Annotated in this window: 23 protein-coding genes, 1 tRNA gene and 1 other RNA gene; 13 read left to right on the top strand and 12 right to left on the bottom strand. The window is 74.3% G+C overall.

Features of this window, described 5'->3' with window-relative positions; genetic code table 11:
* Positions 1-15 precede the first annotated feature (15 nt).
* Positions 16-255 carry a methionine aminopeptidase gene (locus FB476_RS09855; RefSeq protein ID WP_141818604.1) on the bottom strand — a complete coding sequence of 80 codons (240 nt, stop codon included), beginning with the start codon at positions 253-255 and terminating at the stop codon, positions 16-18.
* 58 nt (positions 256-313) lie between these two features.
* Between FB476_RS09855 and map the strand changes: the two genes are divergently transcribed.
* Both map and ppgK read left to right on the top strand, forming a co-directional pair.
* Positions 314-1174, top strand: a complete 861-nt coding sequence (gene map, locus FB476_RS09860; protein ID WP_141818605.1) for a type I methionyl aminopeptidase — start codon at positions 314-316, stop codon at positions 1172-1174.
* A 64-nt stretch (positions 1175-1238) separates the two neighbouring features.
* Positions 1239-1994, top strand: coding sequence for a polyphosphate--glucose phosphotransferase (ppgK, locus tag FB476_RS09865; protein ID WP_141818606.1), 756 nt, complete (start codon positions 1239-1241; stop codon positions 1992-1994).
* A 113-nt stretch (positions 1995-2107) separates the two neighbouring features.
* Here ppgK and FB476_RS09870 read toward each other — a convergent pair whose 3' ends face one another.
* Positions 2108-3028 (bottom strand): type IV toxin-antitoxin system AbiEi family antitoxin domain-containing protein, encoded by a 921-nt coding sequence (locus tag FB476_RS09870; protein ID WP_141818607.1) that lies wholly within the window; start codon positions 3026-3028, stop codon positions 2108-2110.
* Positions 3029-3205: 177 nt separating this feature from the next.
* The gene (locus FB476_RS09875) at positions 3206-4663 is read right to left on the bottom strand and encodes a GuaB1 family IMP dehydrogenase-related protein (RefSeq protein ID WP_141818608.1); all 1458 of its coding nucleotides are present in this window, start codon (positions 4661-4663) and stop codon (positions 3206-3208) included.
* A 66-nt stretch (positions 4664-4729) separates the two neighbouring features.
* Here FB476_RS09875 and FB476_RS09880 point away from each other — a divergent pair, with 66 nt between their 5' ends.
* The 9 genes from FB476_RS09880 to FB476_RS09915 all read left to right on the top strand — a co-directional run bounded on the left by FB476_RS09880 (position 4730) and on the right by FB476_RS09915 (position 11138).
* Positions 4730-5389 carry an MBL fold metallo-hydrolase gene (locus FB476_RS09880; protein ID WP_141818609.1) on the top strand — a complete coding sequence of 220 codons (660 nt, stop codon included), beginning with the start codon at positions 4730-4732 and terminating at the stop codon, positions 5387-5389.
* Positions 5386-5949, top strand: a complete 564-nt coding sequence (locus FB476_RS09885) for a nitroreductase family deazaflavin-dependent oxidoreductase (RefSeq protein WP_202876950.1) — start codon at positions 5386-5388, stop codon at positions 5947-5949. Before FB476_RS09880 ends, FB476_RS09885 begins: the two co-directional genes overlap by 4 nt.
* A 16-nt stretch (positions 5950-5965) precedes the next feature.
* Positions 5966-6352, top strand: an RNA gene (gene rnpB / locus FB476_RS09890) — RNase P RNA component class A.
* A gap of 108 nt (positions 6353-6460) precedes the next feature.
* Positions 6461-7000 carry an RNA polymerase sigma factor gene (locus FB476_RS09895; RefSeq protein WP_202876951.1) on the top strand — a complete coding sequence of 180 codons (540 nt, stop codon included), beginning with the start codon at positions 6461-6463 and terminating at the stop codon, positions 6998-7000.
* On the top strand, positions 6997-7845 hold the full coding sequence (locus FB476_RS09900) for a cupin domain-containing protein (protein WP_141818610.1): 849 nt from the start codon (positions 6997-6999) through the stop codon (positions 7843-7845). Before FB476_RS09895 ends, FB476_RS09900 begins: the two co-directional genes overlap by 4 nt.
* A complete protein-coding gene (locus FB476_RS09905) occupies positions 7842-8696 on the top strand; it encodes an ABC transporter ATP-binding protein (RefSeq protein ID WP_141818611.1) in 855 nt (284 codons plus the stop codon). The genes FB476_RS09900 and FB476_RS09905 overlap by 4 nt, the downstream gene beginning before the upstream one ends.
* A complete protein-coding gene (locus FB476_RS09910; protein ID WP_141818612.1) occupies positions 8693-9271 on the top strand; it encodes a hypothetical protein in 579 nt (192 codons plus the stop codon). The genes FB476_RS09905 and FB476_RS09910 overlap by 4 nt, the downstream gene beginning before the upstream one ends.
* The gene (locus FB476_RS16470; protein WP_170233588.1) at positions 9268-10176 is read left to right on the top strand and encodes a hypothetical protein; all 909 of its coding nucleotides are present in this window, start codon (positions 9268-9270) and stop codon (positions 10174-10176) included. The genes FB476_RS09910 and FB476_RS16470 overlap by 4 nt, the downstream gene beginning before the upstream one ends.
* Positions 10173-11138 carry a nucleoside hydrolase gene (locus tag FB476_RS09915; protein ID WP_170233589.1) on the top strand — a complete coding sequence of 322 codons (966 nt, stop codon included), beginning with the start codon at positions 10173-10175 and terminating at the stop codon, positions 11136-11138. The genes FB476_RS16470 and FB476_RS09915 overlap by 4 nt, the downstream gene beginning before the upstream one ends.
* A gap of 3 nt (positions 11139-11141) precedes the next feature.
* Here the strand turns inward: FB476_RS09915 and FB476_RS16475 are convergent, their stop codons facing one another.
* Genes FB476_RS16475 through FB476_RS09925 form a run of 3 tightly spaced genes read right to left on the bottom strand, consistent with a single transcriptional unit; the run spans position 11142 to position 13560 of the window.
* Entirely contained in the window at positions 11142-11279 is a 138-nt protein-coding gene (locus tag FB476_RS16475; protein ID WP_170233590.1) for a hypothetical protein, read from the bottom strand.
* On the bottom strand, positions 11276-12106 hold the full coding sequence (locus FB476_RS09920) for an HAD family hydrolase (RefSeq protein WP_141818614.1): 831 nt from the start codon (positions 12104-12106) through the stop codon (positions 11276-11278). Before FB476_RS09920 ends, FB476_RS16475 begins: the two co-directional genes overlap by 4 nt.
* Complete coding sequence (locus FB476_RS09925) at positions 12103-13560, bottom strand: RNB domain-containing ribonuclease (protein WP_141818615.1); 1458 nt, start codon at positions 13558-13560, stop codon at positions 12103-12105. Before FB476_RS09925 ends, FB476_RS09920 begins: the two co-directional genes overlap by 4 nt.
* 58 nt (positions 13561-13618) lie before the next feature.
* On the opposite strand from FB476_RS09925, the gene FB476_RS09930 reads away from it, so the two are divergent.
* Complete coding sequence (locus FB476_RS09930) at positions 13619-14368, top strand: YaaA family protein (protein WP_141818616.1); 750 nt, start codon at positions 13619-13621, stop codon at positions 14366-14368.
* 63 nt (positions 14369-14431) lie between these two features.
* On the opposite strand, the gene FB476_RS09935 is transcribed toward FB476_RS09930, so the two are convergent.
* The 6 genes from FB476_RS09935 to FB476_RS09960 form a co-directional block, all read right to left on the bottom strand.
* Positions 14432-15778, bottom strand: coding sequence for a bifunctional RNase H/acid phosphatase (locus tag FB476_RS09935; protein WP_238329651.1), 1347 nt, complete (start codon positions 15776-15778; stop codon positions 14432-14434).
* Complete coding sequence (locus FB476_RS09940) at positions 15775-16512, bottom strand: zinc ribbon domain-containing protein (RefSeq protein ID WP_141818617.1); 738 nt, start codon at positions 16510-16512, stop codon at positions 15775-15777. Before FB476_RS09940 ends, FB476_RS09935 begins: the two co-directional genes overlap by 4 nt.
* Entirely contained in the window at positions 16509-17432 is a 924-nt protein-coding gene (locus FB476_RS09945; protein ID WP_141818618.1) for a Nif3-like dinuclear metal center hexameric protein, read from the bottom strand. Before FB476_RS09945 ends, FB476_RS09940 begins: the two co-directional genes overlap by 4 nt.
* Before the next feature lies 1 nt (position 17433).
* A tRNA-Val gene (locus FB476_RS09950) sits at positions 17434-17506 on the bottom strand.
* A gap of 94 nt (positions 17507-17600) precedes the next feature.
* The gene (locus FB476_RS09955; protein ID WP_141818619.1) at positions 17601-18101 is read right to left on the bottom strand and encodes a redoxin domain-containing protein; all 501 of its coding nucleotides are present in this window, start codon (positions 18099-18101) and stop codon (positions 17601-17603) included.
* Positions 18098-18532 (bottom strand): DUF3052 domain-containing protein, encoded by a 435-nt coding sequence (locus FB476_RS09960; RefSeq protein ID WP_141818620.1) that lies wholly within the window; start codon positions 18530-18532, stop codon positions 18098-18100. Before FB476_RS09960 ends, FB476_RS09955 begins: the two co-directional genes overlap by 4 nt.
* Positions 18533-18710: 178 nt before the next feature.
* Between FB476_RS09960 and aceE the strand changes: the two genes are divergently transcribed.
* The gene (gene aceE, locus FB476_RS09965; RefSeq protein ID WP_141818621.1) at positions 18711-21464 is read left to right on the top strand and encodes a pyruvate dehydrogenase (acetyl-transferring), homodimeric type; all 2754 of its coding nucleotides are present in this window, start codon (positions 18711-18713) and stop codon (positions 21462-21464) included.
* Positions 21465-21527: the final 63 nt, after the last annotated feature.

Genomic DNA, 21527 nt, shown 5'->3' on the forward strand with positions numbered 1-21527 from the left:
CCGGTCGTCCTCCGGTCAGTCGTTGAGCGGGTTGTTGTCCCAGGCGGCCGCGTCGGCGTCGCCGGTCGCCCACTCGCGCTCCTTGCGCTCCTCCTCGTCCCAGGCCGCCGTCTTCGACGCCGCGATCTCCAGCGCGCGGGACGCCTCGTCCTCGCTGCCGTAGGGACCCATGAGGTCGGCGCTGCGCGCACGCTCGGGGTCGTCGTGCGCCTCGACCTGCTTGGTCCTGGTGTTGAACCAGTACTCCTTGCCCATGCCGTGAGCCTCCTCGCGTCGACAGGGCCGCCTGCTGCGGCGACCTAGAATCCACCCTATGCCGACCACCGCTCCCCTCGCCCCGGGAACCGTCAGCCCTCGCCGGCCGGTGCCCGCCTCCATCGCCCGCCCGGAGTACGTCGACCGTCCCGCCCCCGCGCCCTTCACGGGCAGCGAGATCAAGGACGCCGAGACGGTCGAGCGGATGCGGGTGGCGGGGCGCATCGCGGCCCAGGCGCTGCAGGTCTGCGGCGAGCTCGTCCGCCCCGGCGTGACGACCGACGAGATCGACCGCGTCGGCCACGAGTTCCTCCTCGACCACGGCGCCTACCCCTCCACGCTCGGCTACCGCGGCTACCCCAAGTCGCTGTGCACCTCGGTCAACGAGGTCATCTGCCACGGCATCCCCGACGACCGCGAGCTGCAGGAGGGCGACATCTGCAACATCGACATCACGGCATACGTCGGGGGCGTGCACGGCGACAACAACGCCACCTTCCTGTGCGGCGACGTCGCCGAGGAGACGCGGCTGCTCGTCGAGCGCACCCAGGAGGCGCTGCTGCGCGCGATCAGGGCGGTGCGTCCGGGCCGGGAGATCAACGTCATCGGGCGCGTGATCGAGAGCTATGCCAAGCGCTTCGGCTACGGCGTGGTGCGCGACTACACCGGCCACGGCGTCGGCGAGGCCTTCCACTCCGGGCTCGTCATCCCCCACTACGACGCGGCGCCCGCCTACGACACCGTCATCGAGCCCGGTATGACGTTCACGATCGAGCCGATGCTCAACCTCGGCACCCCCGACTGGGTCGAGTGGGCCGACGGCTGGACGGTGCTCACCGCCGACGGGCGACCCTCGGCGCAGTTCGAGCACACCATCCTCGTCACCGACGACGGCGCCGAGATCCTCACGCTGCCCTGAGCCGCGCGCGGACCTACCCTGTGGGTCCGGCACGCTCCCACCCTCCGGGAAGGACCCACCTGACATGGCCCCCACCATCCTCGGCATCGACATCGGCGGCAGCGGCATCAAGGGTGCCCCCGTCGACCTGGACGCCGGCCGCTTCACCCGCGAGCGGATCAAGATCGCCACGCCGGAGGAGTCGACCCCCGAGGCGGTCGCGGACGTCGTGGCCGACCTCGTCGACCAGCTGGCGGACGAGGTGGAGGACGGCACCCCCGTCGGGATCACGGTCCCGGCCGTGGTCGACCACGGCGTCGTGCGGACGGCCGCCAACATCGACAAGGACTGGATCGGCACCGACGCCGAGAAGCTCTTCCGCGAACGGCTCGGCCGTCCGGTGCACGTGCTCAACGACGCCGACGCCGCCGGGGTCGCCGAGATGCACTTCGGCGCGGGCAAGGGCAACGACGGCGTCGTGCTCCTGACCACCCTCGGCACCGGTATCGGCAGCGCGCTCTTCGTCGGCGGCCGGCTGCTGCCCAACACCGAGCTGGGGCACCTCGAGATCGACGGCCACGACGCCGAGACCCGGGCGGCGAGCAGCGTGAAGGACGAGGAGGGCCTGTCCTACAAGGACTGGGCCAAGCGCCTGCAGCGCTACTACTCCCACGTCGAGGCGCTGCTGTGGCCGGACCTGATCATCGTCGGCGGCGGCGTCTCGAGGAAGGCGGACAAGTTCCTCCCCCGCCTGGAGCTGCGCACCCCGATCGTCCCGGCCGAGCTGCGCAACGAGGCCGGCATCATCGGCGCCGCCTGGCAGGCGGCGCACGAGTCCTGAGGGCGGTCCGTCGCCCTGCGCCCCGACTTTCGTACTCACGTACTCATCTTGTAGATCGCTCGGGATAGATCGCGAGTGATCTACCAGACGGGTGGGTATGTCGTTCGTCGGGCTCAGCGGCCACGGGCCGCGTCGCGGATCTCGGCCTCGATGCGCGCCTCGTCGAAGAGGTCGCGCCACACGATGCGGGCCACGCCGTACCCGAGACGGCGCAGCCGACGCTCCCTGGCCTTCTCGGCCGCCAGCGCTTCGGGACCCTGGCTGCCCTCGTACTTGACCATCCCGTCGAACTCGACGACGACGCCGAGCCGCGGGAGCAGGAAGTCGACGCGCGCCACGAGCACGCCGCCCTCGCGGATCTCCGACTGCGGCGCGACCTCGTAGCCGAGGCGGAGCAGGATCTCCCGGAGCAACGACTCTCCCGGCGACTCCGCGCTGGCGTCGGCGGCCAGCACCACGTGGCGGGCCCGCGAGATACCAGGGTGCCGGCGCATCCTGCCCAACCAGTCGTGCAGGTCGTCCTTGGAGGTGAGCCCGCCGTGCAGGGCCGCATCAGCCGCCATGAGCCCGGACCGCACGCCGGCCGAGACGGCGGTGCCCAGGATCGCGAGCGCTGGGACGACCATCCTCACCCCGCCCCGTGTCGTCAGGGCGTCGGTCCCCGGGCAGGGATGCACCGTGAAGGCGTCGTGCCGGCGGGTGTTCACCCGGTCGGTCGTGTGCACGACGTGCACCGTCGCCAGCTCGCTGCGCATGACGGGCAGGCCGTGCAGCACCGCGGCGCTCTCATGGCTCGCCGCGAGCGCGCCTCCACGACTGAGCACGACCGCCCGGGTGCGCATCGCGTGCTGGGCCTCCGGCGATCCGGAGCGCAGCAGGCCTCCGTCGACATAGGCCCCTCGCGTCACCCGCACCAGCGTCCCGGCTCGGGTCAGGGCGCGTAGGGCGTTGCCGTCCAGGCCGAGCGCCGACGCCGCGCGGGCGGAGACGACTCCCTGGTGCCGGTCGAGGTGGTCGCGCAGGCGAGGCTCCATCGCCCCAGCATGCTCAGGATGAGCCTCGGCCGAGCGGGAGCACGGCCGAGCCTGTGGACAACCCCCGACATCCACTCCCGTACCCGTCCTGTAGGTGGCTCAGGATGTATCCCGAGCCACCTACAAGATGAGTACGTCAGTCCGTGCGGGGGCGTCCGTGCGGTGAGTGGGCGGGCTTCACCAGGAGGTGTGGCGCGGGCGGCCCTCCTCGTAGCCGGCGGCGCCCTGGACGCCCACGACGGCGCCGGTGTGGAACTCGCCGATCGTGCGGGCGCCGGCGTAGGTGAAGGCGCTGCGCACGCCCGAGACGATCTGGTCGAGGACGTCCTCGACACCCGGGCGCTGCGGGTCCAGGAACATGCGGCCCGAGGAGATGCCCTCCTCGAAGAGGGCCGAGCGGGCCCGGTCGAAGGCCGAGAGGTCCTTGGTGCGGTTGCGGACGGCCCGGGCGGACGCCATGCCGAAGGACTCCTTGTAGTAGCGCCCGTCGGCGTCGCGCATGAGGTCGCCGGGCGACTCCAGCGTCCCGGCGAACCACGAGCCGACCATGACCGAGGCGGCGCCGGCGGCGAGCGCCAGCGCGACGTCGCGGGGATACTTCACGCCGCCGTCGGCCCAGACGTGCGCACCGAGCTCGCGCGCCGCCTCCGAGCACTCCAGCACGGCCGAGAACTGCGGCCGGCCCACGCCGGTCATCATGCGGGTCGTGCACATCGCGCCCGGGCCGACGCCGACCTTGACGATGTCCGCGCCGGCGTCGACCAGGTCCTGCACGCCGGCGCGCGAGACGACGTTGCCGGCCACGACCGGCACGCGGCGGCCGGTGGCGGCGAGGTGGGCGTCGCGCGCGGCGACGACCTGCGGCAGGGCGTCGAGCATCTTCTCCTGGTGGCCGTGGGCGGTGTCGACGACGAGCACGTCCGCGCCGGAGTCGAGCAGCTCGGCCGCCTTGGCCGGCACGTCGCCGTTGATGCCCACGGCCGCGCCGATGCGCAGCCGGCCGTCGTCGTCGAGCGCGGGACGGTAGATCGCGGAGCGCAGCAGGCCGGTCCGGGTGACGATGCCGCGCAGCAGGCCACCGGCGACGACGGGCGCGAGGTCGGCGCGCGCGTCCTCGAGCTGGTCGAAGGCGACCCGCAGGTCCACCCCGTCCTCGAGCACGACCCTGGGCTGCTGCATGACGGCGCCGACCGTGGCGAACCGGTCGACGTCCTCGGTGTCGGCCTCGGTGACGATCCCCAGCGGCCGGCCCGCCTCGACGACGACCGCGGCCCGGTGGGCGCGCTTGTGCATGACGGAGAGCACCTGCGCGACCGGTGCCGAGCGCTCGACGACGATCGGCGTCTCGTAGACGGGGTGGCTCGCCTTGACCCGCTCGACGGTCCGCCGCACCTCGGGCAGCGGGATGTCCTGCGGCAGGACCGCCACGCCGCCGCGCCGCGCCACCGTCTCGGCCATCCGGCGCCCGGCGACCGCCGTCATGTTGGCCACGACGACGGGGATGGTCGTGCCGACCCCGTCCGGCGTGCTCAGGTCGACGTCGAGGCGCGAGGTCACCCCCGACCTCGAGGGCACCATGAAGACGTCGTTGTAGGTCAGGTCGTGCGCGGGCTGCGTGCCGTTGAGGAACTCCACGGGCGACAGGCTAGTCCCGGGCACGGAGCCTGGCGGGCGGCACGGGGCACCCTCTACGGTCTGCGTATGCAGATCACCCACCTCGGCCACGCCTGCCTGCTCGTCGAGGTCGCCGACCAGCGCGTCCTCGTCGATCCGGGCAGCCTCTCCCGGCTCGACGACCTGAGCGGGGTCACCGCCGTCGTCGTCACCCACCAGCACGCCGACCACCTCGACCAGCAGCGGGTGCCGGAGCTGCTCTCGGCCAACCCCGACGCCCGGCTCCTCGTCGAGCCCGAGACCGCCGACCTGCTGGCGAAGGAGGGGCTGGGCGCGCGCACGGAGCGGCTCGACACCGGCAGCCCGATCCGGCTGGGCGACCTCACGGTGACGCCGGTGGGCGACCGGCACGCGGTGATCCACGACTACATCGAGCGCATCGGCAACCGCGGCGTGGTCCTCTCGGCCGAGGGCGCTCCCGCCCTCTTCCACCCCGGTGACGCCCTCGACGCCGACCCGGGCGAGGTCGACCTGCTCGCCGTCCCCGTCAACGCCCCCTGGGGCAAGGTCTCGGAGACCATCGAGTTCGTCCGCCGGGTCGCTCCGAGCCGCGGCGTCATCCCGATCCACGACGGCCTGCTCAACGACGCCGGCCGCGGTTTCTACCTCACGCACATCGGGGGCTACGGCCTCGACGGCGGCGTCGAGGTCCTCGACCTGCGGGGCGCCGGCCCCACCACCCTGTGACCCGCACCTCCGGTGCCGCCGCGGCGGCCCGGGGGCTGCTCGCCGAGGTCGGCGGGCGCGCGACCGCGTTCTTCCTCCGCACGCCGTGGCTGGCGCGCTCCCCGCTGGGGATGTACCGCCGCGGCCTCGGGCGGCACCTGGGACCCCGCATGCTCATGCTCGAGCACGTCGGCCGCTCCTCCGGGCTCCCCCGCCAGGTCGTCCTGGAGGTCGTCGAGGAGCCGCGCCCCGGCACCTACCGGGTCGTCTCCGCGCTCGGGCCCCGGTCGCAGTGGTACCAGAACCTCCTCGCCCACCCCGGCTGCCGCGTCAGCACCGGCGAGCTCGCGGACGTGCCGGCCACGGCATACCCGGTCCCCCAGCACGAGGTGCGCAGGGTGCTCGAGAGGTATGCCGAGGCGCACCCCACCGCGTGGGCCGTCCTCGAGCGCGCCACCCGGGAGCACGTCCCGCCGGGCGTCTCCCCCACCGACCACCTGCCGGCCGTCGAGCTCGTGCTCGACGACGCGGGGGACCCGGCGACGACCGACGCGGACGGCACGACCCCGGCGGACAGGTAGACTTCCCGGTCGTGGATGAGTCGGCCAGGCGGCCGCGTCGGGCCCCGTCCGCGGGGACCCGCCGAGGAACGTCCGGGCTCCACAGGGCAAGGTGATGGCTAACGGCCACCCGGGGTGACCCGCGGGACAGTGCCACAGAGAGCAGACCGCCCACCGGTTCGCCGGTGGGTAAGGGTGAAAGGGTGGTGTAAGAGACCACCAGCACGCCGGGCGACCGGCGTGGCTAGGTAAACCCCACCTGGAGCAAGGTCAGACAGTGCGCGTTCGAGGGCGGCCCGCCCGAGTGCACGGGTAGACCGCTGGAGGCGGCCGGCAACGGTCGTCCTAGATGGATGGTCGCCACCTTCGCAGTGCCGGCAACGGCGCGGAGGGACAGAACCCGGCGTACCGGCCGACTCATCCGCACCACTCCCCCGCCGGAACCGCTTCCGGCCGGGCTCCCCCACGCTCCCCTCCTCCCCCGCCAGACTGTCCCGTGAACCGATCGGGACGCTCGAGGGAACAAGGAGTCGTGACCACCGACCAGGACGCTCCCACCGACCGGGAGCTGCTCGCGCAGGTCGCCGAGGGAGACCGCGGCGCGCTGCACAGCCTGTTCACCAGGCACCAGCCGTGGCTGGCCGCCCGCGTGCGCCAGCGCTGCTCCGACCCGGCGATCGTCGCCGAGGTCGTCAACGACACCTTCCTCAAGGTCTGGCAGCAGCCGACCCGCTACTCGGGGGACGGCGAGGTCGCGGCCTGGCTCTGGGGCATCGCGATCCGCACGCTGCTGCACCAGCTGCGCCCGCGCAAGCCGCTGCTGGACCGCCTGCGCCAGCTCCGCCACGACCACGTGCCCTCCGCCGAGGAGGCCGTGCTGCTGCGCGTCGAGCACAGCGACGTCGGCCAGGCGCTGCAGAAGCTGTCACCGGAGCTCCTCGCCGTCGTCCAGGCGACCGTCATCGACGGGCTGTCGACGCGAGAGGCCGGTGAGCTGCTCGTGATCCCGAGCGGGACCGTCAAGAGCCGCATGAGCCGGGCCCGGCTCGAGCTGAGGGAGGCGCTGCTGTGAGCACGCACGCATGGCACGTGGACGACGCGAGCCTGACCGCATACTCGGGCGGGACCGCGGCGCCGGTCCTCGCCGCCTCGGTCGAGGCGCACCTGCTCGGCTGCGCCGGCTGCCGCGACCGCCTCGCGGCGCAGGTCGACCCCGGTGCCGTCGAGGCCGCCTGGGCACGCCTGGCGGACCACGTCGACCGGCCCACCCCGGGGCCGCTCGAGCGCCTCGGCCTGCCCCCGCGCCTGGCGCGCTCCGCCGTCGCCACGCCGGTGATGGTCCTGAGCGCCCTGGCCGCGGTGGCGCTCCTGCTGATGGTGCCCGTGCTGGCGACCGTCGCCGGCGACGAGGCGGCCCTCCTCACGCTCCTCGTGGTTGCGCCGCTGGCCCCCGTGGCCGCGGCCGGTCTGGCCTACCGCGACCTCGCCGACCCCGCGGGCGAGATCAGCCTCGCCACCCCGTCGTCCGGCCTGCGCCTCGTCGCCGCCCGGGCCGTCGTGGTCTCCGGCGGGGCCCTCGCGCTGGCCGTCGCAGGCCTGCTGCTCGCCGGTCCCTGGGTCGAGCTGTCGCCCAGGGCGGTCCTGTCGTGGTGCCTGCCCGGCGTGGCGCTCTCCACCCTGGTCCTGCTCGCCGGCACCACCCGGCTGGACCCGCTGCGGGTGGCCACCACGCTCGCCGCCGCCTGGGCGGCCCTCGTGATCACCGGGTCCACGGTCCGCCGCGCCCTGCGGCCCGACCTCGTGCTCGACGTCCTGGCCAGCCCGGCCACCCAGTACCTCGCCCTCGCCGTCGCCCTCGTCGCCGCGGTCCTCACCGTGGCGCGCCGTGACACCGTCTCCTACCGGAGGACCGCATGACGACCGCCCTCTCGACCGCCCCCGTCCACCTGGAGGCCGTGACCAAGAGCTTCGGCCGCGCCCGCGTGGTGGACGAGGTCAGCCTCTCCACCGGCCGCGGCGTGATCGGTCTGCTCGGGCCGAACGGCGCCGGCAAGACGACGCTGCTGCGGATGCTCGCCACCGTGCTCGCCCCCGACGCCGGGTCGGTGCGGCTGCTCGGTCTCGACCCGTCCGACCCCGCGCAGCGGACCGAGGCGCGTCGCCGGCTGGGCTACCTGCCCCAGGCCCCGGCCCTCTACCCCGGCTTCACGCCCTTCGACCTCGTGGACTACGTCGCGGTGCTCAAGGAGCACACCGACCGCGATTGGCGCCGGCAGGAGACCCGCCGCGTGCTCGAGGCGGTCGGCCTCACCGACGTCATGCACCGACGCATCCGACGCCTCTCGGGGGGTATGCGGCAGCGTGTCGGCCTGGCCGCGGCCCTCGTGGGCGACCCCGACCTGCTCGTGCTCGACGAGCCGGCGACCGGCCTCGACCCCGACCAGCGGCTGCGACTGCGGTCGCTGCTCACCGCGGCCCCGACCGTCGTCATGTCGACCCACGACGTGTCCGAGGTGGCCGCGCTCTGCCAGAGCGTCTACGTGATGTTCGCCGGCCGGATCCGGTTCGCCGGCACCCCGGCCGAGCTGGCCGCGCTCGCCTCCGGACGAGTCTGGGAGGACGACGCGCAGGACCCGCGCGCGGTGCGCAGCTGGGCCACCCCGACCGGCACCTACCGCCACCTCGGGGACCCGCCCGCCGGGGCCCAGGTGGTGGCGCCCACGCTCGACGACGGCTACCTCCTGCTGGCCCGGGAGGCCCACGCGTGACCACCGCCCTCCCGGCGCCGGCCTGGCTGGCGCCGACGGGCCGCGCCGTGCCCTGGCACGCGCTGGTGGCGGTGGCGCCCGTCCTGGTCGCCTCGGCCGCCCTCGGGGCCGCCGTCGACCGCACGGCCCTCGTCGCGTCCGACATCGCGGCCGCCGGGCTGGCGTCCGCCGTCGTCAGCGGGCTGGCCGACCCGGCCGCGGACCTCCTCGACGCCCTGCCCACCCGCCGGTCGGCGCGGCGGCTCCACCGGCTCGCCCTGCTCGTCCCGGCCGGCCTCACCATCTGGCTGGCCTTCCTCGCCACCGCCCTCGTCGGCGCCGGCCCGGGCCCCGGATGGCCGGTCGGCCCCTTCCTGGCCCTGACCTTCACCGGCTGCGCCGTCGCGGCAGTCTCACCCGCCCGGTATGCCGTGGCCGCCGGCGCGGCCGCCCCGCTCGTCTGGATCGTCCTCGGGCGTGCGGCCGCCGGGCTCGACACCCGGGGCGACCAGCTGCTGGCCGCCTACCAGCACCACCCGTGGATCGTGACCCTCGCGGCGCTCGCCGCCCTTCTCGGAACAGGACTTCGTCGATGACCTCCTCCACCCTCACCGTCGCCCCTCCGATCGGGGCGAGCAGCGGAACGCCCTTCTGGTCGCTCGTGCGGCTGGAGGCCGCACGGGTGCTGCGGCACCCCGCGCCGTGGGCGGCCGCCGCCGGCTGGCTCGCCGTCGTCGTCCTCGTCCTGCGCGGGGAGCCGCGCTGGCCCACCGCCCCCTACACGGAGATCACCGCCGCGACCGCACTGCTCGGACTCGGGATCTCGGTCGCCACCACGGGCGTCGGGGTGCGGGGACGGATCCGCCTGGCCGAGGAGGCGCCCCTGCCCGAGGACCGGCGCGCCCTGGCGCGCCTGCTCGGCGGGCTGGCGCTCGTCGGTCCCGTCGCGGTCCTGGTGGCCCTGGGCGCCCTGGCGCTGCGGGCGACCGGTGGGGTCCGGATGTACATCGAGCCCGGCACGGTGACCGAGGCCAACCCCTCGGTCCCCGAGCTCCTGCAGCCCGTGGCGGTCGCCGTGGTCGCCGTCGCCCTGGGGGCCGTCGCCGGACACCTCCTCCGGCACGTGCTGCCCGCCACCGTGGCGCTGGTCGTCGTGTGGTTCTTCGCCGGACCCGCCTACTGGACCTCCAACGGCCCGGTCCTGCGCTGGCTCACCCTCGTGCAGGTGCAGCCGCTGGACGTCTGGGCCGCTCCCCCGACGACGGACCCGGCGACCCTCCCCGACGAGTGGGTGCTCCAGGCGCCGGGGATCTACCAGGACTTCTGGGCCCGGATCACCTTCTCCCCGGGCCTCGCGGTCGGGCACGACGTCTACCTCGTCGGGCTCGCCCTCGTGCTCGCCGCGGTCGCCGTGCGGGGCCGCACCCGCGGGATCCTGCTCCTCGCGGGCGCTCTCACGGCTGCCGCCGGAGTGCTGGTCCAGGCGATGGTGCGGCTGTGAGGGCCCGGTCGGGCCTCGCGGCCCTCCTCGCCACGGCCCTCGCCACCACCGCCCTCGCCGGGTGCACGACCGGAGCCGCGGGCAGCGGCACCCTGCCGCCGGCGCCGCCGAAGGCGACCGACGGCACGACGATCCCCGTGGTGGTCGACACCGACCTCGGGGCCGACGACCTCCTGGCCCTCGCCTACCTGCTGCGCCACCCGCAGGTCGAGGTCCGGGCGCTGACCGTGCGCACGACCGGCCTCGTGGGCTGCGAGGCGGGCCTCGCGGTGCTCGGCGGCCTGCTGGAGGCCCTCGACGCCGATCCCGTGCCGGTGGCCTGCGGGGAAGGGACGGCCGGGCCCTCCGGCCGTCCCTTCCCCGCGGCCTGGCGCGCCAGCGGCGAGGCCGGCTGGGGCCTGGAACCGCGCCCGGGAGTCCTCCAGCCGGACGAGGCCGACGCGACCGAGCTGCTGGCGGAGCAGGCTCGCATCCACGAGGACCTGGTGCTCGTCGCCCTCGGGCCGCTCACCGACGTGGCCGCCCTGGCCCAGGACGACCCGGAGGCCTACGCCCGGCTCGCCGGGGTGCACGCCATGGCGGGCTCGCTGGCCGGACCTGCCGTCGACGGCGTGGCGGAGTGGAACGCCGCGGCCGACCCCGACGCCCTCGCCGCGGTGCTGTCGGGGCCCGTGCCCGTGACGGTCGTGCCCGAGGACGCCGTGCCCCCGGGCACCCCGACGTCGCTGACCGGCGCCGTGGTCGGGCGGGTCTCGCACGCGGCCGAGCTGCCCGCCTGGTGGGACCTGGCCGCCGTGGTCGCGCTCGTCGCGCCCGAGGCGGGCGAGGCGACCACCGGCAGCTGGACCGTCGACGAGCCTCCCGGGCGCCTGGTGCGCGCGGGCCGGGGCGACGTCAGCGTCTACCGGTCGCTGGACGCGTCCCGGCTGGAGGAGGAGTACGCCCGGGCGTTCCCGGGCTGAGGCTCAGAAGTGCAGCGCGCCGGTGGCGACGTCGATGATCACGGCGACGACCGTCAGCACGAGGACGCCTCCGGGGATGACCGCGAGCACGCGGTTGAGGGGACGGGCGTCGACGGTGCCGGTGGGAACGTTCTGGCTCATGGTCGAGGATCCTGCCACACGGCGCGCCTCCGACCGGGATCCAGGTGCGCCAGCAGGGTCCGGGCCACGCCGTCGTCGTCGTTGGCCGGGGCGCGGTCGCTCGCCGCGGCGAGCACCTCGGGATGGGCGTTGGCCACCGCGAACGACCGGCCGGCCCACGTCAGCATGGGCAGGTCGTTGGGCATGTCCCCGAAGGCCCACACCTCGTCGGCGCCCACCTGGGGGTCCTGCTCCGCGCACCACTCCGCCAGCGCCACCGCCTTGGTCACCCCGCGCGGGCCGATCTCCGCCAGCCGCACCGCGCCGGAGTGGGAGACCTGGGCCCGGTCGCCGACCACCTCGTCCACGAGCCGCGTGAGCTCCTCGGTGTGCAGCTCGGCGTGGCGCACGAGCACCTTGCCGACGGGTCGCGCGGCCAGCTCCTCCCAGCCGCCGACCGTCCACGCCCCCGGGTGGTCGTCCAGCTCCCACCCGGTCTCGCAGGCCGGCCCCTCCACGCCCTCGGTCGCCAGCAGGATCCCGGGTATGCGGTCGCGCAGGTCAGCGAGCAGGGCACCGAGCACCTCGGGGCCGAGGAGCCGGTGGCCGACGACCTGCCGGGAGGCGATGTCGTAGGTGAACGCCCCGTTGCCGCACAGGGCCACGGCGTGCACGCCCAGCTCCCCGAGCTCGTCCATCCACCGGGGCGGACGGGCGGTCACGAGCACCACCGTGGTCCCGGCGGCCGTCACCTCCCGCAGCACGTCGCGGGTGAAGGCGGAGACCCGTCCGTCCGGGCGCAGCAGCGTGCCGTCCAGGTCGGTCGCCACGACCGGGGGCAGCGTCATACCCGTTCGGCCTCCCCGGGGACCACGCGCACGTCGACCCGGCCCTCGAGGATGTCCGCGCCCACGACCTCGACGACGACGGCGGTGCCGAGCCCGGCCTCGCCCTCGGCCGGCTCGGACACCGGCGGGTCGATGAGCTGGACGACGACGCCGCGCTGGTGCTCGTCGACGACGACCGCCTCGAGCCGCTCGCCCACGAGGTCGACCAGGACGGCGGCCTCCACCGCGCTGAGGCAGGCCCGCTCGACCGTGCGGGAGCGGTCGTCCGCGGCGCGCATGAGATCGGGCAGGCCGGGAAGCGCCTCGCGCGCCCAGTCGGGCACCGGACGGCCGGAGGCGAGCGCCTCGCAGACGGCCAGTCCGAAGCGGTCGACCAGCCGGCGCAGCGGCGCGGTGACGTGGGCGTAGGGCGCCGCGATCGCGGCCTGCACCCGCTCCTCCTCGGGCGGCAGCTCGCCGTCGAAGACGGTGTAGCCCGCGCCGCGGAACAGGCTGGTGGCGGCGTTGACGACCGCGAGGTGCGCCGGTGAGGTCTTGTCGAGGCTGCGCAGGAAGTCGCCGTAGCGCATGCCCTTCGGCCACTCCTGGCCCAGGGCGCGGGCCTCGCGACGGAAGCGGGCGATGGCCCGCTCGTCCGGCGCCGGCATCGTCCGCAGGATGCCGACCCCGCCCTCGAGCATGATCTCGGCGGCGACGATGCCGGTGAGCAGCGAGATCTGGGCGTTCCACTCCTCGGCCGGCAGCAGGGGGCGCAGGCGGAGGCGGTAGGTGCCGGCCTCGTCGACCTCGACCTCCTGCTCGGGCATGGGCAGGCTGGCGCCGCCGCGGTCGGCCTCGCGCTGCATCCGCAGCTCGCCGACCTCCTTGAGGAGCAGCAACGACTCCTCGGCCTCCCCCGAGTCCACCAGCTGCTGCACCTCCTCGTAGGTGTAGCGGCGCCGCGAGCGCACCAGCGCCCGGTAGAGGTCGGCGCCCTCGCGCCGGCCGTCGGCCGCGAGGTGCACGTCCCAGACGTAGGCGGGCCGCACCACGTCCGGCAGCAGGCTGGCGGCCCCCTCGCTCAGCTCGGTCGGGTGCAGCGGCACGCGCTGGTCGGGGCAGTAGACGGTGCTCCCCCGCAACCGGGCCTCCTCGTCGACCGCCCCGCCGGGGGCGACGAAGGCCGGCACGTCGGCGATGGCGTAGCGCACGCGGTAGCCGTCGCCGTCCCGCTCGATGTGCAGGGCCTGGTCGAGGTCCATGGACCCGGGCGGGTCGACGGTCACCAGCTCGACCGCGGTCTCGTCGCGCTCGGGGAGCTCTGGCTCCCCGGCGGCCCGCAGCGCCTCGGCGAGCACCTCCTCGGGGAACTCCTGCCGCACCCCGGCGTCCTCCCGGGCCGCCCGGAAGGCCTGCTCGAGAAGGCGGCCGCGGTCTCCCGCCGGCCCCGTCAGCCTCGTCGCTCGCTGCACCATGCCGTCACCCTACGGTGTCGCCCGCGAGGACGAACGGCGCGTCGCCTAGCCTGTGCGCGTGCTGATCCTGCTGCCCCCGTCGGAGTCCAAGGCCGTCCGCGCGAGGGGTGCGGCGCTGCGCCCCGAGACCCTCTCGGCACCTGCCCTCGCGCCGCAGCGCGAGCGGGTCGCGGCCGCCCTGGCGCAGGTCAGCGCAGGCCCGGAGGCGATGGAGGTCCTGGGCGTCGGCGCGTCGCTGACCGAGGAGGTCGCGCGCAACACGCGGCTGGCCACGGCCCCCACGCTGCCGGCTCGGGAGCTCTACACCGGCGTCCTCTACGACGCGCTCGACCTGACGACGCTCGACCCCGCCTCGGCCCGACGGGCGACGCGCCGGCTGCGGGTCGTCTCCGCCCTCTACGGCCTCGTGCGCATGAGCGACCGGCTGGCGCCCTACCGGCTGTCGATGGGTGTCAACCTGCCCGGCGTCGGGCCCCTCGCCACGGCCTGGAGGCCCCACCTGGAGCAGGTCCTGCCCGAGGACGCCGGGCACGGCCTCGTCGTCGACTGCCGCTCGAGCACCTACGCCGCCGCCTGGACGCCGACGGGCGAGCTGGCCCGGCGCTGGGTCACCGTCCGGGTGCCGGGCGCCTCGCACATGGCCAAGCACACCCGCGGGCTCGTGGCTCGGGTCCTGTGCGAGGAGCCGTCCGACCCGCGCCGCCCGGAGGCGCTGATGCCGCTGCTCGCCGACCGGTTCGACGGCGTCGAGCTGTACGAGCCCGCCCGACCGGGGCGGCCCTGGGTGCTGGACGTGCCGCCCGCCTGAGGCACCTCGCCGGCACGGGTATGCCGTGCCGCGGCCCCGGCACGTCCGCACCCCGTCGGACCGTCAGTCCCGCGAGGCGTCGACGATCGTGACGTTGGCGGGGCGCTCCTCGACGTCCCCGAAGGCGGGGTCGTAGAGGTGGTGGGTGTCGTTGACGAAGGCGACCTGGGCGCCGCCGTCGGGCCACACCTCGATGGCGGTCAGGGACGCCGGCGCGGTCGCGATCGACCACGCGCGCCCGGAGTCGACGCCGAGAAGACGGCCGAGGACCGACATCAGCACGACCCGGTGGGTGGCGACCACGACGGTGCCGCCACGGCCGATCGCGCGGGCCAGCGCCTCCCCCACGCGGGCGTCCAGCTCGCGGCGGGTCTCGCCGCCGGGCGGGGCGAAGTCGGGGTCGGTGCGCAGCCGCAGGAGCTCGTCGCCGTGGTCGCGCACCAGGTCGCCCATGGCGCGGCCGTCCCACTCGCCGAAGCCCTGCTCGTCCCAGTCGCGGTCCTCCTCGCGGGCGACGCCGAGGTGGTCGGCGATCGCCTGGCCCGTCTGGCGGGCGCGCTGGAGCGAGGACGAGACGACCACGAGCGGGCCGGGCTGCGAGCGCTCCACGAGCCGGCGGACGGCGACGGCCGCGGCGCGTGCCTGCGCCATACCGGTGGCGTTGAGCGCGGGGTCGGCGCCGCCCCGCCCGTCGAGCAGATGGCGCTGGGTGAAGTCGGTGACGCCGTGCCGCACCAGGATCAGGCGGGTCTGGCCCTCGAGGGTGGGCACCGTCTCGTCGGAGACGTAGACGTCGCTCAGCGGGACCCGGCCGTCACCGAAGGTGGGGCGCAGCGCGTCGGCGGGCTGGTCGGGCTCGTCCTCGTCGATCTCCAGCAGCGACCAGGGGTCGACGGACGCCTGGTCGTCGTCCTGCTCCGAGACCGTCTCGGCGGTGGACCCCTCGGAGGCCGGGCGCACGTGGTCGCGGACGACGGTCTCGCCATCCATGGCGACGTTGGAGAGCGCGTCGGCGGCGCCGTTCTTCGCGCGCGGCACCCACGTCAGCTCGACGCTGCCGCCGCGCTGCTGGATGGCATCGACCAGCCGACGGGCCTGCATGGCCAGCCGGCGCATGTCCTCGTGCTTGATCTTCCAGCGCCCCGACATCTGCTCGACGACGAGCTTGGAGTCCATTCGGACCTCGATGGTCGCGTCGTCGGCCAGGCCCAGGTCGAGCACCGCCTGCAGGCCGGCCACGAGGCCGGTGTACTCGGCGACGTTGTTGGAGGCCTTGCCCAGCGGGGCCGCGCGCTCGGCGAGCAGCTCGCCCGTGCGCGCGTCACGGACGAGGGCGCCGTAGCCGGCGACACCCGGGTTGCCCCGGGAGCCGCCGTCGGCCTCGACGACCAGCGCGGGACGCAGGGTCACAGACCGGACTCCGCGGTCCGGACCAGGATGCGGCCGCACTCCTCGCAGCGCAGCACCTCGTCCTCGGGCGCCGACCGCAGACGCGCGATGTCGACGGCGTTGAGGTCGAGCCGGCAGCCGCCGCAGCGGCGCTGCACCAGCGGCGCGGCGCCCGCGCCGGTGTGAGCACGGACGCGCTCGTAGAGGGCGACCAGCTCGGCCGACAGGTCGGCGACCACCGCGTCGCGGCCGGAGGCGACCTCGGCCCGCTCGGTGGTGGCCGCGGCGGTCTTCTCGTCGCGGGCGGCGCGCAGCTCGGTGAGCCTGGTGGCGTGCTCGTCGCGGCGGCGGGTCGCGGCGTCGGCCTCCTGCTGGGCCTGCTCGAGGCGCTCCATGACCTCGAGCTCCTCGTCCTCGAGCACGCTCTGGCGGCGCGCGAGCGACTCGAGCTCGTGCTGCAGGCCCTGCAGGCTCTTGGACGTGCCGGTGCCGGACTCGAGGCGGGCACGGTCGCGCTCGGCGCGCTCGCGCACCTGCTGGACCGCCGCCTCGGCGCGGGCCACCTCCCGCTGCAGGTCGCCCACCGCCGTCTCGGTGCGCACGACCTCGGCCTCGAGGTCGGCCGCCTCGGCCTCCATGCGCGTGATGTCGGTCAGCTCGGGCAGCGTGCGGACCTTGTGGTCCAGCTGGTCGAGCCGGGTGTCGATGGCGAGCAGGTCCAGGAGTCGGGCCTGCATCTCGGGGGACGCCTTCACGGCATACCTCCTGCGTCGGTGGGTGGTTGCGCCCCGACCACGAAGTCCCAGGGGTCGGTGCGCACGGTCGAGATCTGGATGTCCACGCTAGCGGGGAGCCGGTCGCGCAGGAGGTCGCGCAGGCCGGGCAGCCACAGCCACTCGCTCGCGTAGTGCCCGGCGTCGACCAGGTAGGGCGTGCCAGCGGCACCGGCCCGCGCCGCCGCCCGGGCCTCCTCCCGCGCCTCGAGGGCCGGGTGGTGGCGCAGGTCGGCCGTGACGTAGACGTCGGCGCCGCTGCGGCGGACCGCCCCGAAGGAGGAGTCGCCCGCGCCGCCGAGGACCGCCACGCGGCGCACCGGGGCCTCCGCGGGCCCGCTCACGCGGACGCCCCCGGCGGTCGGCGGCAGGGCCGCGTGGAGCCGCCGCGCCAGCTCGGCGAGCGAGGTCTCCTCGGGCAGGTCGCCGACCCGGCCGAGCTCCTGCTCCTCCGCCAGCTGCAGCGGCTCGGTCTCCGCGAGCCCGCAGGCGGCGGCCAGGGCGTGGCCCACGCCCGGGTCGGCGACGTCGGCGTTGGTGTGGGCGCAGTAGAGCGCCACGTCGTTGACGACGAGGTCGGTCACCGCGGCGCCCTTGGCGGTGGTGGTCGCGACCGAGTGGATGCCGCGCAGGAGCAGGGGGTGGTGCGTGACGAGCAGGTCGGCCCCCGCGTCCACCGCCTCGGCGATGACGTCGAGGGTGGGGTCCACCGCGAGCAGGATGCGACCGACGGGCTGGTCGGGATCACCGGCGACCAGGCCGACCCGGTCCCAGGACTGCGCCGTCGCCGGTGGGTAGAGCTCCTCGAGCACCGCCAGGACGTCCGCCAGCCGGGGCCCGTCCGCGCGGCGGTCGACGCCGTCGGCGGCGGGCGCCGTGCGCTCCGCTCTGCTGTTGTCCACGTGGGCCCGGCCGGGCTCGAACCGACGACCTACGCGGTGTAAACGCGGCGCTCTACCAACTGAGCTACAGGCCCTGGGGTCGCCCATTGTGCCAGCCCGACGGACGTGCTCGGCAACTCTGCGTCGGGGCGCGCGTGGCGCCCCGACGGCGAGCGCGGGCGGGGTCGCTCAGAGCAGCGCGACGGCCTCGTGCAGGAGGCCGATCGGCCGCTCCTCCTCGGGCCCGTGGACCAGGCTCCAGATCACCTTCTGGTCGGTGCCCACGAGGAAGGTGCCCCGCACCGGGTGCCCCGACTCCTCGTCGAGCACGCCGAAGGCCCGGCAGACCTCCCCGTGCGGCCAGAAGTCGGACAGCAGCGGGAAGCGGTAGCCCTCCTGCGCCGCCCACACACGGAGGGCGTAGGTGGAGTCGCAGGAGATGCCGTGCACCTGCACGCGGTCGTTGGAGAACCGGTCGATGTCGAGCTGCACCTCGAGCAGCTCGCCGGTGCAGATCGCCGAGAAGGCGAACGGGAAGAAGACGAGCAGGGCCGCCCGGTCCTGGACCGCCTCCGCCAGGCTGGTCGGCTCGCCGTACTGGTCGGGCAGGACGAGGTCCGGCGCGCGGTCACCCGGGCGCGGGACGGGGGCGGCACCGTGCCGCGGGGAGTCCGGGCCCGCCGGGCTCACTTCCTGCCCACCAGGCGCTGGCCGACCCACTCGCCCAGCGCGACACCGCCGGAGGCGGTCAGCGAGCACACCGTGCAGGCCTCCTGCACGTCGTGGGCGGGCACGCGGTCACCCCGCCCGGCGCCCGGGGTGAGCAGGGCGATGAAGCCGCCCTCCTCCATCGTGGTGAGCGCGTCGACCAGCTCGTCCGCGAGGTCGCCGTCACCGTCGCGCCACCACAGCAGCACCACGTCGACGACCCCGTCGTAGTCCTCGTCCTCCAGCGGCCCCTCGACCACCTGCTCGACGGCCTCCCGCACGGCATCGTCGACGTCGTCGTCGTAGCCGTACTCGATCACGATCTGACCGGGTGCGAAACCGAGCTTCGTCACCGGTGCCGCCAGGGGGTTGCCCTCGGCCACGTCCACCTCGTCCGTCCCTTCGCTGCGCATGGTGGCCCTACACAACTAGAGCGACGGCTGCTTGTAAAGCGCGACGCACCGCAGCAGCGCCGCGACCTGCGGTCGGGGCGCGCCGGGCGGGGCCGGCGAGCGGGGCCACCGGGCGGACGCAGCGGCAAGGACCCGTGACAGACTGAGGAACGTCACTACCTCGGAAAGGACATGCCTCATGCCCACGGAGCGCCCCGTCGGTCCTATCCTCAACGGACTCCCCAGCCAGGTCCCGGACGTCGACCCCGAGGAGACCCAGGAGTGGCTCGACTCCCTCGACGCCGCCATCGAGACCGGCGGACGCCAGAGGGCGCGCTACCTCATGCTGCGCATGCTCGAGCGGGCCCGGGACTCCCAGGTGGGTCTGCCGTCGCTGACGACCACCGACTACATCAACACCATCCCGCCGGAGCGCGAGCCCTGGTTCCCCGGCGACGAGGACATGGAGCGCCGCTACCGCGCGTGGATCCGCTGGAACGCCGCGGTCATGGTGCACCGCGCCCAGCACCCGGAGATCTCCGTCGGTGGCCACATCTCCACCTACGCCTCGATCGCCACGCTGTGGGAGGTCGGCTTCAACCACTTCTGGCGCGGACGCGACCACGAGGGCGGCGGCGACCAGCTCTTCTTCCAGGGCCACGCCTCCCCCGGCATCTACGCGCGCGCCTTCCTCGAGGGCCGGCTGAGCGAGGACGACCTCGACAGCTTCCGCCAGGAGAAGAGCAAGGCCCGTGAGGGCCGCGAGGCCCTCCCCTCCTACCCGCACCCGCGGAGCATGCCGCACTTCTGGCAGTTCCCGACGGTGTCGATGGGCCTGGGCCCCATGAACGCGATCTACCAGGCCGCCTTCAACAAGTACCTGCACAACCGCGGCATCAAGGACACCAGCCAGCAGCACGTCTGGGCCTTCCTCGGCGACGGCGAGATGGACGAGCCGGAGTCGCGCGGCCTGCTGCAGGTCGCGGCCAACGACGAGCTCGACAACCTGACCTTCGTCGTCAACTGCAACCTGCAGCGCCTCGACGGCCCCGTCCGCGGCAACGGCAAGATCGTCCAGGAGCTCGAGAGCTTCTTCCGCGGCGCCGGCTGGAACGTCATCAAGGTGCTGTGGGGCCGCGGCTGGGACGAGCTCATCGCCCGCGACACCTCCGGCGCGCTGGTCAACCTCTTCAACTCCACCCCGGACGGCGACTTCCAGACCTTCCGGGCCAACGACGGCGCCTTCATCCGTGACCACTTCTTCGGGCGCGACCCGCGCACCAAGGAGATGGTCAAGGACTGGTCCGACGAGGACATCTGGTGGAAGCTCAAGCGGGGCGGCCACGACTACCGCAAGGTGTATGCCGCCTACGCCGCGGCGATGCGCCACACCGGTCAGCCGACGGTCATCCTGGCCCACACCATCAAGGGCTACAGCCTGGGCACCCACTTCGCGGGCCGCAACGCGACCCACCAGATGAAGAAGCTCACGCTGGACGACCTGAAGTCCTTCCGCGACAGCCTCAAGATCCCGATCTCCGACGAGCAGCTCGAGGCCGACCCCTACCGCCCGCCCTACTACCACCCGGGCGAGGACGACGAGGCGATCCGCTACATGAAGGACCGCCGACAGAAGCTCGGCGGCTACCTGCCCAGGCGCGAGCCGGAGAAGGCTCCCGCGCTGCGGCTGCCGGACGAGAAGGTCTACGACGTCGCCAAGAAGGGGTCCGGCAAGCAGAACGTCGCGACCACGATGGCGCTCGTCCGCATCTTCAAGGAGTGGATGCGCGACAAGGAGTTCGGCAAGCACCTGGTGCCGATCATCCCGGACGAGGCCCGCACCTTCGGCATGGACAGCTTCTTCCCCACGGCGAAGATCTACAACGTCCACGGCCAGAACTACACCTCGGTGGACGCCGACCTCATGCTCGCCTACAAGGAGTCGACGAGCGGCCAGATCTGGCACGTCGGCATCAACGAGGGCGGCTCGGTCGCGGCCTTCACCGCCGCGGGCACGTCCTACGACACCCACTCGGTCCCGATGGTGCCGTTCTACATCTTCTACTCGATGTTCGGCTTCCAGCGCACCGGTGACGGGGTCTGGGCGGCCGCCGACCAGCTGGTCCGCGGCTTCATGATCGGCGCCACCGCCGGTCGCACCACGCTGACGGGCGAGGGCCTGCAGCACGCCGACGGCCACTCGCCGCTGCTGGCCTCGACCAACCCGGCCTGCATCAGCTACGACCCGGCCTACGCCTACGAGCTGGCGCACATCCTTCCTGACGCGCTGCGGCGCATGTACGGCGAGAAGCCCGAGGACGTCTTCTACTACATCACCGTCTACAACGAGCCGATGCAGCAGCCGGCCCAGCCGGAGGACGTCGACGTCGAGGGCATCGTCAAGGGCATGCACCGCATCCTGCGCTCCGAGCCCAACGGCGGCCGCCACGTGCGCCTGCTCGCCTCGGGCGTCGGCGTGCCGTGGGCCCTGGAGGCCGAGGAGCTGCTCCGCGAGGACTGGGGCGTCAGCGCCGACGTGTGGTCGGTGACGTCGTGGTCGGAGCTGCGCCGCGAGGCGATGGCCTGCGACGAGGACGCCTTCCTGCGGCCCGAGCAGGAGCGGCGCGTCCCCTACGTCACGCAGCGCCTCTCCGAGGGCAGCGGTCCGGTCATCGCGACCAGCGACTACATGCGGGCGGTCCAGGACCAGATCGCCCCCTGGGTGCCCGAGGACTACTACGCGCTCGGCGCCGACGGCTTCGGCTTCGCCGACACCCGTGCGGCGGCCCGCCGGTTCTTCCACATCGACGGTCCCTCGATGGCGGTCAAGGCCCTGCAGATGCTGGCCGACCGCGGCGAGATCGACCCCGACGTGCCGCGCCAGGCGGCCGAGAAGTACCGCCTGCTCGACGTCAACGCCGGCTCCTCCGGCAACGTCGGCGGCGACGCCTGAGCGTCGGTCGCCCGCGACGGCAGGGCGCCGCACCCCACGACGGGTGCGGCGCCCTCGCCGTTC

The organism is Ornithinimicrobium humiphilum, assembly GCF_006716885.1.
Classification (GTDB): Bacteria; Actinomycetota; Actinomycetes; order Actinomycetales; family Dermatophilaceae; genus Ornithinicoccus; species Ornithinicoccus humiphilus.

Coding starts and splice junctions, on each gene's coding strand:
- FB476_RS09855 (WP_141818604.1), bottom strand. CDS start 255: ATGGGCAAGGAGTACTGGTTCAACACCAGGACCAAGCAGGTCGAGGCG.
- FB476_RS09920 (WP_141818614.1), bottom strand. CDS start 12,106: ATGACGCTGCCCCCGGTCGTGGCGACCGACCTGGACGGCACGCTGCTG.
- FB476_RS09925 (WP_141818615.1), bottom strand. CDS start 13,560: ATGGTGCAGCGAGCGACGAGGCTGACGGGGCCGGCGGGAGACCGCGGC.
- map (WP_141818605.1), top strand. CDS start 314: ATGCCGACCACCGCTCCCCTCGCCCCGGGAACCGTCAGCCCTCGCCGG.
- ppgK (WP_141818606.1), top strand. CDS start 1,239: ATGGCCCCCACCATCCTCGGCATCGACATCGGCGGCAGCGGCATCAAG.
- FB476_RS16470 (WP_170233588.1), top strand. CDS start 9,268: ATGACCTCCTCCACCCTCACCGTCGCCCCTCCGATCGGGGCGAGCAGC.
- FB476_RS09880 (WP_141818609.1), top strand. CDS start 4,730: ATGCAGATCACCCACCTCGGCCACGCCTGCCTGCTCGTCGAGGTCGCC.
- FB476_RS09905 (WP_141818611.1), top strand. CDS start 7,842: ATGACGACCGCCCTCTCGACCGCCCCCGTCCACCTGGAGGCCGTGACC.
- aceE (WP_141818621.1), top strand. CDS start 18,711: ATGCCCACGGAGCGCCCCGTCGGTCCTATCCTCAACGGACTCCCCAGC.
- FB476_RS09870 (WP_141818607.1), bottom strand. CDS start 3,028: ATGGAGCCTCGCCTGCGCGACCACCTCGACCGGCACCAGGGAGTCGTC.
- FB476_RS09960 (WP_141818620.1), bottom strand. CDS start 18,532: ATGCGCAGCGAAGGGACGGACGAGGTGGACGTGGCCGAGGGCAACCCC.
- FB476_RS16475 (WP_170233590.1), bottom strand. CDS start 11,279: ATGAGCCAGAACGTTCCCACCGGCACCGTCGACGCCCGTCCCCTCAAC.